Annotated in this window: 7 protein-coding genes and 1 pseudogene; 2 read left to right on the forward strand and 6 right to left on the reverse strand. The window is 67.7% G+C overall.

Annotation, left to right across the window (positions count from 1 at the left end; translation table 11 throughout):
• Nucleotides 1-1,472 precede the first annotated feature (1,472 nt).
• The 3 genes from ABD978_RS27415 to ABD978_RS27425 form a co-directional block, all read right to left on the reverse strand.
• Entirely contained in the window at nucleotides 1,473-2,435 is a 963-nt protein-coding gene (locus ABD978_RS27415; protein WP_345360643.1) for an alpha/beta hydrolase, read from the reverse strand.
• Nucleotides 2,436-3,038: 603 nt separating this feature from the next.
• Nucleotides 3,039-5,900 (reverse strand): helix-turn-helix transcriptional regulator, encoded by a 2,862-nt coding sequence (locus tag ABD978_RS27420; RefSeq protein ID WP_345360645.1) that lies wholly within the window; start codon nucleotides 5,898-5,900, stop codon nucleotides 3,039-3,041.
• Between the two features lie 1,285 nt (nucleotides 5,901-7,185).
• A complete protein-coding gene (locus ABD978_RS27425) occupies nucleotides 7,186-8,103 on the reverse strand; it encodes an NADP-dependent oxidoreductase (RefSeq protein ID WP_345360647.1) in 918 nt (305 codons plus the stop codon).
• Nucleotides 8,104-8,888: 785 nt separating this feature from the next.
• Between ABD978_RS27425 and ABD978_RS27430 the strand changes: the two genes are divergently transcribed.
• Nucleotides 8,889-9,518 (forward strand): TetR/AcrR family transcriptional regulator, encoded by a 630-nt coding sequence (locus ABD978_RS27430; protein ID WP_345360649.1) that lies wholly within the window; start codon nucleotides 8,889-8,891, stop codon nucleotides 9,516-9,518.
• Nucleotides 9,519-9,524: 6 nt separating this feature from the next.
• Nucleotides 9,525-9,905 (forward strand): annotated as a pseudogene (locus ABD978_RS43995) (GNAT family protein); the annotation flags it as partial.
• A gap of 4 nt (nucleotides 9,906-9,909) precedes the next feature.
• Here ABD978_RS43995 and ABD978_RS27435 read toward each other — a convergent pair.
• The 3 genes from ABD978_RS27435 to ABD978_RS27445 form a co-directional block, all read right to left on the reverse strand.
• Complete coding sequence (locus ABD978_RS27435) at nucleotides 9,910-11,304, reverse strand: MFS transporter (protein WP_345360651.1); 1,395 nt, start codon at nucleotides 11,302-11,304, stop codon at nucleotides 9,910-9,912.
• Between the two features lie 27 nt (nucleotides 11,305-11,331).
• Entirely contained in the window at nucleotides 11,332-11,979 is a 648-nt protein-coding gene (locus ABD978_RS27440) for a nitroreductase family protein (RefSeq protein ID WP_345360653.1), read from the reverse strand.
• A 280-nt stretch (nucleotides 11,980-12,259) separates the two neighbouring features.
• Nucleotides 12,260-12,769: a carboxymuconolactone decarboxylase family protein gene (locus tag ABD978_RS27445; RefSeq protein WP_345360656.1), complete on the reverse strand. Its 510-nt coding sequence runs from the start codon at nucleotides 12,767-12,769 to the stop codon at nucleotides 12,260-12,262.
• Nucleotides 12,770-13,652 lie beyond the last annotated feature (883 nt).

Here is a 13,652-nt window from a genome sequence, read left to right on the forward strand (position 1 = left end):
GACGTGGAAGTCCTTGTGGGTGTCTACTCCCACGATCACTTCCGGATCATCGGTGGCCGAAGGGATGGAGACGGGTTTGGGGGTGCCGGGCACGGTTGTTCTCTCCTGATCGAGGCGCGGTCGGGGCCTGGCTGTCGCCGGCCCGATCAGGCGGTCAGTACTGTGAGGATGCGCAGTGCGGCAAGGCCCCTATCGGGACACGTCTCATCGGTCCGGCGGCAGCAAGCACCGCCCCAGGCGCGCGGCCGACAGATCAGTCCCAAGGCACACACGAGGCCAGTCGGTTTTCGGGTCAGGCTGCGGCCCGAGGCGGCACGCCAAGATCCTCACAGTACGGTTTTCGGCACCTCTCTGTGTCAAGCCGCTGCGAGCAGAGAGGTGCCGTTAACTGGACAGACCCTAACCGTGGTCGGCGCACACGCCACGGCCGACTCACCGATGTCAGGCCGCTCGGGCGAACACGGGGGGCGCGTCAGACGGAACAAAGCGGGTAAAGCGAGTAAGCCAAGTGGCCCGGGCGGTCGCTCCGCATCAGGCGCGCCGTCCGCAGCCTCCCCGGCGGCTCCGTCAGCCGTCGACGTGGTGTTCGGCTCGGCGTGCTGAGCCCGAGAGCACAGATCGTGCCAGCATGTACGTCAGCTGGCCCTGGCTGGACGGCAGTCTTCCCCCAAGCTGGGGGAAGATTTCCCGCCAAGCGCCGCCGCACATACGGCACCGAGTGTGCGGTCGACGGCCGCACGCTCAACCTCGGGCGAGGCCGAGCTTGGACTCGGCGGTGGTCCAATCGGTGGCGATCGCCTGCTGGGCGGCGGACAGCCCGGCCTGCGCAGATCGCGGCGTGCAGATCGTTCTCGACCGTGTCCTTGGGGTTGTTCGGTCCACTGCCCGGGGCGTGGCCCGGGGAGGGAGGCTCCACCCACAGGTTCCGCGGATCATTCGGGTCGCCGCCGAGCTCAAGACTGACCAGGTGGTCGAACTCGGCATCCTGCAGCGAACACGCCACCGGCCGCTCAACACCCCATGAGTCCATCGAGCGCTGGGTGTCTTTTCGACACAAGACCGTCCGCCTGTGGTCCCGGCACGCCAGGCCGCTCACCGACGCCTTCACGAAATCGCCGCCGCGGTCGCGGACCGCCTACCCGCCCAAACCATGGTGGACGGAGAGATCGTCCGCTGGGACCAACCGGACGGCTGGACTTCGCCGCCCTGCAGCGCCGCAACATCGCCGGGCCGCGCCGTGCTCGCGACCTGGCCCGCACAGAGCCCCACGCGCCGAGCCGGACGTTGCCGGGCGGGATGGGCGGTTCATGACGCGTCGCCGTCGGGTCGCCGGGCTCGGCCGTCGCAGGGACGGCGGGTGCAGGTCCGAGGTCCCCGGTAGCGGCGCCGGTCACCGGAGCGATGCCGACGGCGTGCGCCCCGGGCGGGTGTGGTGTCGCGGCGACCAACCGGGCCTCACCGCGCTGCCGCGCTCATGCGATCTCGAGGGCCCTCCCCAACACGGTGATGGCCTGGGTGGTTGCGGCTTCGGCGGCGTAGGTCCCTCGCAGCGCGTTCAGCATCATGAAGTGGTGGACGGTGCCCTGGTAGCGGACAGCGGTGACGGGGACGTTGGCGGCGCGGAGTTTGTTGCCGTAGGCCTCGCCCTGGTCACGCAATACGTCGGCCTCGGCGGTAATGATCAGAGCCGGGGGCAGGCCGGCGAGTTGTCCGATGGTGGCGCGCAGCGGTGAAGCGGTGATCTCGGCGCGCTGGTCCTCGCTGGTGGTGTACTGGTCCCAGAACCACTGCGGTTCTTCGCGGCGCACGAAGTAGCCCTCGGCGAACCGGTGGAAGGAGCCGGTGTCGCAGTTCGCCTCGGTGGCCGGATAGAACAGCACCTGCTGCACCAAGGGAACGTTGCGACGTTCCTTGGCCATCAGGGTCAGCGCGGCGGCCATGTTGCCGCCGACGGAATCACCGGCAACCGCCAGCCGCGTAGCGTCGAGCCCCTCGTCGGCGCCGTTGGTGACGATCCAGCGGGAGACCGCATAGTTCTGCTCGATCGCGACCGGGTAGCGCGCCTCCGGCGACAGGGTGTATTCGGGGAAGACCAGGGCCGCTCCGGCACCAACGGCCAGCTCCCGTACCAGCCGGTCGTGTGTGTGGGCGTTACCGAAGACTCCGCCGCCGTGGATGTACAGCACCACCGGCAGCGGCCCGTCGGCTCCTTCCGGCTTGATCACCCGCGTACGGACGGCTCCGGTGGGCCCGCCAGGGACGCTCACCCACTCCTCGGCGACCTTGGGCTTGCTGACGGCACCCGCCTGCAGCAGATCGACGGCCTTGCGGGCCTTGACGGGGCCGAGGTCGAAAAGGAACGGCGGCTTGGACATGGCCTTGGCGAAGGCGGCGGCCTCCGGTTCCAAGACGGGCGCGGGATCGTGTTCGGACATGGCGGACTCCTCCGGCTTGGTATCCGGGCCCGCATATCCCGACGGTCGTCATGAATGTCCGTGAGACACGGCAGAGGCCCCTCTTTGCCTTGTTGTCGCCGACGAGCCGGCCGGGCCCCAGCCCGCCCCCCGAACCTGGGCTGGGGCCCGGCCGCCCCCGCACCGCGAGCTCGAAGCGGTGACATCCGCGCGACCATCGGCCGGCCTGCCCGACGATCTGAGCACCGCCCCCATACGGGCCCAGCTGGTCGGGTCGCCGTCACCACGAGCTCCCAGCGGCGACACCTGAATACTGCGCAGAAGGCCGTGACCTCCGTATCACCCAATCGGGCAGAGGATGTGGCGAGCCCACGCGGTCGTTCCCGCCGCCGGTGGAGGTACGGATTCCAGCGCCGAAAGCGACGGAACGAGTCGGCGCCGTCTCCCGAGCAGGACAAGGCCACGACGGCACCGCCGCAGTGATCCAGGGCCGCCGGATCGCCACCCTGCTCCATGAACCGCGCAGGTGGCCCGACGTCTCATCCGGTTCGACAGGCTCTCCAGAACGAGGTCCGCAGAGGGGATGGTGATGCGCCGTGGTGAGGCCGAGTCCGATCGCCTCAATCACAGGTCCGAGGTCTGGTCGGCGGCGAGCCTGGCGAGTTCGACGCGGGAGCCGACGTCGAGTTTGCGGAAGACTTGGCGGAGGTGGAACTTGACCGTGTGTGGCGAGATGAACATCTGGGTGGCGACCTGCGGGTTGGTGAGTCCTTGGGCGACCAGTGTTGCGACGTTGCGTTCGGTGTCGGTGAGGCTGTCCCATCCGGAGACCGGGCGTTCGGGTTGACGCCAGTGGCGGCGTCTTATGCCGAGCTTGCGTAGCCTGGCGCGGACGCGGGCTGCATCCCGCAGTGCGCCGGTTCGCTGGTAGTCCTGAAGCGCCTGGTCCAGGCTGTGGATCGCCGCGTCGTGGCCGGAGCCGCCAGGCGCATGAGCGTGCAGGACGCCCAGATCTTCGGCGGCCGAAGCACGGGTCCACGGACCCACGTGGGTGGCGGCGGCGCGGGCCAGGGCAGCGAGGTCGCGGTGGAGGATGCCGCGAGCGTGGCCGGCCGAGGCGGCAAGCGTGGGGAAGTCGGGGTTGTCTTCGGCGAGACGTTCGGCGGTGACCACAATGGTCTCGGCGGCGGAGCGGTCGCCGGCGGCGAGCAGGGTCCGGGTCAGCCAGCCCGCGGCGCCGGGTTCGGTCATGAGCAGCCACTGTCGTTCCGTGGCAATGGCGATTGTGTCGCTGATCACGTCGATCGCCTTATCCGGGCCGGCTCGGGCCTCGGTCACCAGCGCCATACCCCACTCGCACCAAACGCGTCCGTACAGCTCGCCTTGACCTGCCTGACGTCGAGACCTGTAAAGCTCGGCGTGCCTGGCGGCGGTCTCGATGTCGCCGCGGCACGCTGCGACGATGGCGAGCACTGCGAGCCCCAGGAAATCGAATGCATGCATGCCCAGCTGGTCGGCCATGGCCAGCCCGGCTTCGGCCTCGGCCGCGGCGTCGTCAAGCCGGCCGGAGGCGAGCCGCAGCCGGGCTCGGCAGATCGCGGGACTGGCGGCATATGCGGTGTGGCCGAGCGCTGTTATCTCCTGGTCGACGGCCTGGATCACGGCCTCGGCCTCCCCCAACTGCCGCATGGACGTAAGTGCGTTGGCCAGGAGCAGGCGCGGGTGCGCGTGCTGGGCTTGGATCGGGCCGCCGCTTGCGATGCGTACCGCCTCGCGGAGGTGACCGATCGCATCGGCGGCCCGTCCCTCCGCCCAGCCGACCCCGGCGAGCAGTATGTGAGCCCCGACCCGGGCGGGAGGGTCGTGGCGTTCGGCGGCGGCCACGATGGTCTGTGCCCGCTCTCGCCCTCGTCGACGGTCGCGGCTGGCGAACAGCCCTTGGAACAGCACTTGTTCGGTGAGGCCTCGTAGCTCACCGGAAAGGTCCGGTTGGCTGAGCGCCGACCGCGCCTGGGCCACCGCCTCCTCCGGTCGGCCGGCCAGCATCAGGACGTAGGCCAGTACGTAGCGCAGCTGGGAGGTCTGCTCAGGCAGCGTGGTCTGGCTCAGCGCGGTGCGAGCAAGCTCCGCCGCCTGGGCCAGCCGCCCGGCCGCCGCAAGAGCGTAGACGGCGGTTACCGTACGGTCGAAGCGGCCGGGAGCCGACGGCGCGGTGAGGTCGAGCGCCCGGACGGCCAGATCGGCCGCAGTCTGCGGGGAAGACGGCAACACCTCACCTACCGCCCGGTCAAGGCCCTCCAGAGCGGCTGTGTCCCCCGGCCGCATACTACGCATCAGGTGCGCTGCGGCGGGAATGGCCGACCCGCCACGCTCCAACAGCATCTGCGCCGCCTGACGGTGCAAGGCTTGGCGCATCGACGCAGTAACGGTCTCGGCCACGGCCCGCCACAGTAGGTCATGCCGAAAGGCCAGCTGGTCCCCAGCCGGCACCACGAATCTAGCCGCTTCGGCCTCCTCCAGCGCCGGCAGCAGCCGGCTGGGCGGCTCGCCGAGCATGTCCGCGAGGTCGTTCGCGTCGAAGCAGCGGCCCAAGATGGCCGCGACCTGCAGCAGATGGCGCGTAGGTGAGGACAAACCCTCACAATGCCTACGCACGATCTCCTGCACCCGGCGCGGCAGCCGCCGGGAGACCAGACGCGCGTGACCGTCGCTGATCTCGATCGCGCCCTCGTCGCGAAGTCCCTCAAGCCATTCCATGAGCAAGAACGGATTGCCTCCCGCCCCGGCCGCCAGCGCGAGCAACTCCGAATCCGGCGCCGCATCGAGCATGTCGGTAATGACCTCGGCCACGGCCTGGTCGCCCAGCGCCTCCAGCATCAGCCGCGTCGCGCCATCGCGTTCGAGAACCTCATACAACCGGTCCAGCCCCGAACCGCCACTGCCGATCGTACGAGACAAGATCCACACCAGCGGGTACGACGCCAGCTCGGGTATCAACGAGCGCAATGCCAGCAGCGTCATCGGATCGGCCCACTGCAGATCATCCAGCGTGACCAGATGCGGGCCATCCGCGGCCCGGTTCTCCAGCCGGTCCTGCAACTCATCCACCAGCCGCAACCGCATGTCCGCGGGCGTAATCCCCCGAGAGCCAAGCAAGGTCTGAGTGGACTCCCCGAACGCTGACATCAGCGGCTTCAGCGGCGCCAACTGGGTTGACTCATCCGCCGTACCCCGGGCGAGCACGAACCCCAATCCCGCCGCGGCCTCGACCGCCTCGGCGAGCAGGCGGCTCTTGCCCACGCCCGACTCACCCTCGACCAGCAACACCCCACCGCGGCCGCTCCCGGCCGCCCGCAGCAGACCCGAAATGACCTGCCACTCGCAGTCCCGGCCACGCCAGCCACGCCGCGAACATCGCCCGAGGTCGACTCGGGCCGAGGTGTCTGGAACCGACGGCCACACGCCCGGCGGATTTCCGTCAGACACGCCAAGAGCCTACCCGGTTGAGACCCTCACCACCTCGTTGACCTGCGGACGGGTGAGCGCCGCGGCGCATACGGCACCCGGCGGTGACGTATCCACGTTGCCGTCAAGCATGGTCTTCCGGTGCACCGGCCGGGCCCAGCCCCCTGAACCTGGGCCCGGCCGGTACGCCGTCACCGCGAGCTCCGAGCGGCGACATCAGCACGACCATCGGTCGGCCTGGCCGACGATCTGAGCGCCGCCCCCCATTGCGGCCCCAGCTCGATCGGTCACCGTCACCGCGAGCTACAAGCGGCGATGACTAGATACTGCTAAGAGGCCACGACCTCCGCATCACCCATCCGTGCAGGATGCGCGAGCCGCGGTCCAGCCCAGAGATCGTAGGCGACACACAGGTCATAGGCGGCACATGTATCAATGGAATCCCGGTGTCGGCTCAGGCACTGATTCCATGATCCTGACCGGGCGGTGACCCGCCCGAGACCATCGGGATCCTAAGAGTCAGGCTCAGCTGCGCAGTCGCGAGTTCATCGGCCCCTGGGAACATCCGGAAGCGAAGGAGGCTGTTCTGCCGGAGAAGCCGTAATCCCCCCTTCACGCCGCCGGCCGGCGTACAAGACCTGCTCCAATGGGCGATGCGGTGGTTATGGACCACCTTGGATCCGTTACCGTCCCCGGGTGGATCGCCGGTCGTCCGGCGTGCGACGACCGTGCCCGCCGACGCCGATGAGCCCACTGGGCGCCTCTGGCGCCTGACGCAGGGTCAGAGTGTTGAACACGAACGCCTGAGCGGGCGGCTAAGGAAGAAGCCCATCGATCCCAGTGGTCGGCGCGGCCGTCATGGTGCGACCGACGGTCGGCCGCCCGTTCCGGTGTGCGGCTTGGTGGCGGCGGCCGATTTGCCAAGAGCCGGCCGGGCGGATCCCACTGGCGACGCCCGTCGCTTAGCCAAGGCGGGCGTGCGGATCGAAGAATGACCCACGGACGCCGCCGGGTGTGGCTACGCGCAGGGAAGGCGAGTCGGTGGGACGCCGTCGACCCGCGGCCGACACGGTTCTACGGCAACTGCTCGATGCTCAGCCGTGCGAGAAGATCACCGGCCAACACCTTCTCGCTACCACAGATCGCCCTCGGCTATGCCGACTCGCCATCGACGCCGCCCTGTTCACCATCCTCGCTGCACGCGACCCGCACACCGACACGACCGAGAAGAGCCGTGCCGAGCGGCGCGGAATCCGGCCTCCTGACCACGTCCACTGATGGCCCGACCTTCTCGAAGACGCTCTCCTTATGGGCGAACGTTGATGATCGTCTTTCCCTTGCGGCGCTCGGTCGGGTTGAGGGCCGCGACGGCGTTGTCGAGGGTCGCGATGTCGCCGATGTTCGTCCGCAGTCGTCCATCCCGTATCCGCTGCGCGATCTCGCCCAGTTGGGCACGATCGGACTCGACGACGAAGTCGACCGCCAAGCCGTCGGTGGGCCGCACATCGGTCGGCCCGACGACGGACACGAGCGTTCCTCCGGCTCGAATCAGGCGTGCGGACCGCCTCTGGACGTCACCGCCGATGACGTCGAACACCAGGTCGACGCTGCCGGCGTCTTCCAGCGCCTCGTTCTCAAGGTCGATGAACTCTCGCGCGCCGAAGTCGAGCGTCTTTTGACGGTCGGCCGCGCGTCCGGTGCCGATCACGTAGGCCCCGAACTCGTGTGCGAGCTGCGTCACCATCGTCCCGACCGCGCCGGCCGCGCCGTGCACAAGGACGGTCTGCCCCGCCTGAAGGCGGCCGTGCTCGAACAGCCCTTGCCATGCGGTCAAGCCCGAGATCGGCAGGCTCGCGCCCACCGTGAAGCCGACGTCGCCCGGCAGCGGCGCGAGGTTGCGCGCCTCGACGGCCACGTACTCCGCCAGGGTGCCGTCGCGATGCCAGTCCGTGATGCCGAACACCCGCTGTCCCACCGACAGCCCCGTCGTGCCATAGCCGACAGCGGCGACCACTCCGGCAACCTCGTGCCCGGGGACCGACGGCGTCCGGTCACGGCCGGCGCGATCGGTCCAGGTCGAGGGCCACTCCATCTCAGTCGGGACGAACCCCGACGCATGAACCTGCACCACGACATCGTTGATCGCTGCCCGCGGCTCGGGCCGCTCCACCAGCGTCATCCCGGCCGTTCCCGCAGCCTGGTCCGTCACCACGATCGCCTTCATCCGGCACTCCCTGCATCCAGTCCTCGCAGCCAACGCTCTGCGCGATGGCCTATGGACTATATCGTCCATTGATGCTCCAGCATACAGGCAGCTGCCCAAACGGGGACATACGGCTGCACCGGCTTAAACTCGCGACACCAGGCCACCGGGCAGTGGAGGCTCGCCGATGAATACTACGGCATCTATGGACAAAATAGTCCAGTTTCCCCTGTGTGTGACTACGCCCTCATCGCGGAGGACCTCATCACCGGATCCCTCGCCGGCGTCGACGTCGCCGTGGGCGGGTACCACATCGGGATGGACAGGCCGAGTGGAAGTGGGTGGCGGTGGGGTTGCGGCCGTCCTGCCACATGAAGAGGGCTGCATGGCGGTGATCACGCGTGGTTCCGGCGGCCGCAGACGTGACGACACCGATCTCCCGCCTGGTCAGTACCGCACGGACGACTTCGGCCTTGTCCTGCTGGAGAGACGGTGCCGACTCACCCCGTCGCTTTCTGCGAAACCCGACGCCCGCCAGGCGGTCCAGGGGCTGGGTCGTTCCCGCGGCGGGTGGGCCACCAGATACCGGACAGTTTCACCGTGGTCGGCGACGAGAGTAAGCCGCCCAGCGAAGTGTCCATCGTCATGTCGATTCGAACGCGCATCCACCCACCACGTTCCTTAATACGAACGCGTCTATCGTCCACTTAAGATGACGACGAAGGGGCTGGATGGCAGACCCGTGGCCACGGGGACGATGTAGCCGTGCGGCGGCAGCTGTGCGCAAAAAGGGTAGCCTGAGGCCTGTGAGCAGGCCGGAGAACGCACAGCCGGGGCGGAGGCTGACGCCACGTGGGGCCGCCACCCGCGCCCGCATCGTGGCGGCTGCCGTCGAGCTGATGTACGTGAAAGGCGTGAACGCGACCACGCTGGACGACGTCCGGGCTGCGAGCAATACCAGTAAATCTCAGCTCTACAACCACTTCCCGGACAAGGAAGAACTGGTCCGCGCCGTCGTCGCGGCGCGGACCGAGCAGGTCCTCGAGCGTGAACGCGGCTACCTTCAACGCTTGAAGTCGTTCCGCGGTCTGGTTCGCTGGCGCGACGCACTGGTGCAGCGAAACGCGTTGCGGAACGGCGCCTACGGCTGTGCGCTCGGCTCGCTGGCCGGCGAGCTCGCCGACCAGGACGACCAGGCCCGCGCCACCCTCGCCGAGTCGTTCGCGGAATGGGAAGGGCTGCTCGCCGCCGGCCTGCGGCGGATGCGGGACAGCGGGGCGCTCAAGCCTGATGCCGACCCGGAGAAACTTGCCACGGGTCTGATGGCCGCCTTGCAAGGCGGGTACCTCCTCGCTGAGACAGCGCATGACATCAAGCCCATGGAGATCGCCCTCGATATGGCGCTTGACCACGTGAAGTCGTTCCTCACGGCGTGACGGCGTGTGCGCGGACTCAAGGGAGGCAGGGTCGCGCCGCCGAGAAACTGGCCGTCGTCGGCCGCCTCCACTGCCCACAGACCCTGTGGCACAGGGCTCCGCGACGACTGCAGATCCCAGTCTCGGACCAGTTCCCGCATCTCGGCGAGGTCACGCACAGGCTGTCGCCTGCCGACCGCCTTGGCGGTTCCCGGGTCCCGTAGATCTCGAACGCCACCTGGGTATCTCCGGCAGACCAAGACCGCACTCGGCTGGCTTTACTACCCTTACCTGAAGCCCAACCGGTACGCCCTACTGCACGCCGAGGTGGAATCGAGTCATCAACGCCAAGGCGTGGCAGGCGCGACGGTGCGGCGAGTGCTCGACGAGATCCGCGCCCGCGAGGGCACGATCACCGCAATCTGCTCCTTCGTGGCCGAGCACCTCTCGCGAACGGCCACCGATGCCGATCTGATCGACGCCCGACACTCCAATCGTGCTGCTGCCGAGTCAGCGCGAGCGTCGACGAGTGCCGGCGGCGACCTGCTCCTGGTCGAGTGAGATCCGGATGACGGTGAGGTTCGTCATGACCACTCACCGAGCTGGCTGCTCCCGCTCGTGTCGGTGCATGGGTTACGTGCAGCGAAAACAGCGAACAGCGTCGCGAGGAGGGCGAGTGCGCCGTATCCGAGGGCGATCTGCGGTAGCGAGAAGCTGTTGGAGAGCTGGCCGGAGATGAGGCTGGGGAACGTGGCGGCGCTGTAACAGATGAGGTAGATGACGCCGAAGATCGATGCCCGGTCGGCCGGGGTGCTGCCATGCAGCAGGCCGCGCGTGGCGGCGCTGATAGCGATGCCTTGGCTGGCGCCGGCACGATGGTTGCGGCGATGAACAACGCCAGTGTGCCGGTGGCGGTCGCGGTGATGATGCCGATCCATCCGGTCAGGAAGATGATCATGCCGATGCGTTGGGCCGCCGCGGGTGTGAACCGGCCCTCGATTGGAGCAGCGAGAGCGCTGGGTGCCATGTCGGCGAACACCAGTCCGAGGACGAGCGGGCTGCGGGTGCGAAGTTGATCTTCGACCAGTGCGGGCACGAAGGCCTGGTAGAAGGCCCCGGTCGCCCAGGTGGCCAGGAACACCGCGGCCGCGACAGGGAGAAGACGCCTGCCCCGGGCCGGTACGCGTACGTCCGGTCGCAGTGATCGCCAAGCGCCCGGCGACGGAGTTTCAGTCTCCGGGCTGATGGCGATGAGCACGGAAGACAGGAGGAGGAGGCCGATGGCAACCAAGTAGATAAGCTCGCGTGGCCATGGGCCGAAGTGGATCAAGGCTCCGGACGCGATGGCGCCGACGGCAAGACCCAGCATGACTGTCTGGCTGGAGGCGACGGAGGCCAACCAGGCCGGCCTGGCCGGTGCGGCATCGACGACGTAGGAGGTGAGGCTGGTGCCGGCCAGCCCGGCCCCGAGGCCCATCAGGAGCCGACCGGCGATCAGGGTGCCGATGTCGTGCACGTTCAGCAGCAGCAGACAGCCCAGCACGAGCAGACCGAGGCTCGCGATCGAGGTGGGCCGGCGACCCAGGTGATTGGATAGCCGTCCCATTACCAACAGTGTGGTGAGCGTGGCAGCGGAGTAGGCGACGACGGTCATCGAGATATCGGCGTTGGTGAACCTCTCCTCGGCCCGGTAGATGTTGAAAAGCGGGATCGTCGAGCCCACCGCGACGAACGCGGCCGCCAGGGCTGCCACCGCAGATGAGAAAGCCGGCCGGAGCGATCCGCCCCGGCCGACCTGCTTGATCACAGGTACCACGTTCCGATGCCGGGATATTCAGACGAAGGTGAACAGCCGGTCGGCTTCGAAGCGTGAAATCGGGTCGCTGTACACCCTCGCCGGATCGGGGTAACCGAGCGCCAGCAGCACTGTCGTGGTGTGTCCGGCCTCGCGAATCTTGAACCCCTTGTCGACGCTGGTCGGGTCGAACCCTTCGAGCGGCATGGCTTCGACGCCGAGTTCAGCGGCCGCCATCATGGTCATGCCCAGCGCCATGTAGGTCTGTTTCTCCATCCAGTGGTTAACATCCTTGTAGCCGTAGTTGCGCAGGTTGAGGAAGTCGCGGGTCATTGACTGCCACAGCGCGCGCTTCGCCGGGTCGGGGAACCGACCGTCGGCGGTCTCCTTGGCGAACACCTCTTCGAGGTGGCTGTCGGGTAGATCCGCCCGGGTGGTGAGGATAATGGTGTGCGACGCGTTCAGGATCTTCTCGCTGTTGTCTTGGAATCGTTCCCCCAGGTGGGCCACGAGGCGCTCTTTGCCTTCGGCCGTGGCGAGTACGTAGAAGTGGTTGGGCTGAATGTTCGTCGATGTCGGCGTAGACCGCAGAAACCTCAACAATTTCTGAAGGGTTTCTTCTGGGATGGCTTTACTAGGATCGAAAGCCCTGGTGAGGTGCTTGTTCATAAGCTTGTCGAGATCCACGTCAATCTTCCTTCTTCTTGCGACCAGTAGGTGAGGGGCGGTGCTTTGTAGGGTTGGAGCTAGTTCTTGCCGCAGACAATTAGTTCGCTAATGCGCTGGAAGCTGATACCTGTCGCCGCCGAGGCAGATCGCCCGCGAGAAGCGCCTTGACGCCGTCTGCCGCATAGAGGTCGACGACCTTGTCCGCGTCCCGGGCCGGCACGGCTTCGTGCCAGGCGCGGAACACGTGCTCGATCGCGCTCTCGCTCGCCGCGTCGGGCCGTCGGCTCCGGGTGCGGGTTCACTGGGTCACGGCCGCATCGACCGAGCCGACGGCCGGAATGTCGAGGTCGGTCTGGTTGACGTTGTTGATGAAGTTGGTGAGCAGGAATCGCACTGCCAGCGCGACGATCGCCAGGATCTGCGGGTCGGTGTACCCCGCACCTCGCAACCCGCGAGTTCCGCGTCGCTGACCCGCCCGCGGCTGTCGACCACCTGTTGCGCGAAGCGAGCGGCCGCGGCGCGCTTGGGATCGACCGAGCTCCCGAGGCGGCCGAGCGACGTAGGTGTGTATGGCCAGGCAGTAACTGCAGCCGTTGGCTTGCGACACGGCCAGCGCGATGCTGTGCCGGGTCTTCGCATCCAGAACCCGGCTCAAGGTGCCTTGCAGAGTCGTGACGACCTCGAGAACGGCCGAGTTCGACGCGATGGTCTTGAGCATGTTCGGGACGAAGCCGAGCTGCGCGCCAACGTTGTCCAGTATCCGCTGCGCGCTGGCGGGTACATCAGGGGGAACGTTCAGTCGTGACACAGCGAATCGACCTCCGGTCGGGATGTGAGTGGTCGTCGGTGAGCCCACGTCGGACTCTTAGTGCTTCAGAGCTCCGCCGCAGGCCTTAGCCGCCCTGGCTGCGACCTGGCCGATGACGTCGGCTGCGCGGGACGCCTGGTGCCCCGTATCGCGAGGGGTGACTCAGTCGGCGCCGAGTTCCCGATCTCTTCGCAACCGGAGCACCATACAGAAGGACCATACAGTCCAAAATTCTCCTAGGCAACCCCAGGTAGACCGGGGCGGCCGCACTGGATGCAGTGGATGCAGAAGGGTCGAGGTCCGCGGATCAGTGAGCCTGCTCAGACCCCTTCCAGGGCTACACAGCGAGCCATTCGACCGATCGGAACGGCCGAGTTCAAGCCGCTTCGAAGCAGGTCGGCTCCGGTACGATCGACTGACTCAGGATGGACTGCTAGGTCCAATTTTACCCATGGCTGGGCTGAAACGAACGCAAGACCTATCCGATCCGCCTGCGCCTCCCGCCTCGCGCCCCTCTACGAGGGGTTCGAGGCGGCAGACGCGGTGCCAATCGCCCCGGTGGTACCAGCAGCAGTCCCGGCTTTCGCGGCGCGGAACGAGTTGGCGGCGGAAGCGACGCCACCAAACGGTTCTGGCCGGCATGCAGGCCGGTGCCCGGCCGGGGGACGGTCGGGGAAACCGGGCCACCCACTTGATGACGAGGCGGGGCTGGCGCTCCCTCTGGTGGACGGTGCTGGTATCCGTCACCGCGTGTCGGGTCGACGAAGGCGCCAACGAGCCGGGTCACCTCCTCGTCGGTGAGTGTGACCCATCCCGGGCCGGTGACGGTGTACGACGCCGGGTCGGCGTGCTCGAAGGTGACTCGTTCGAAGTAGGACTCGGT

The organism is Actinoallomurus liliacearum (assembly GCF_039542035.1).
Taxonomy (GTDB): Bacteria; Actinomycetota; Actinomycetes; order Streptosporangiales; family Streptosporangiaceae; genus Actinoallomurus; species Actinoallomurus liliacearum.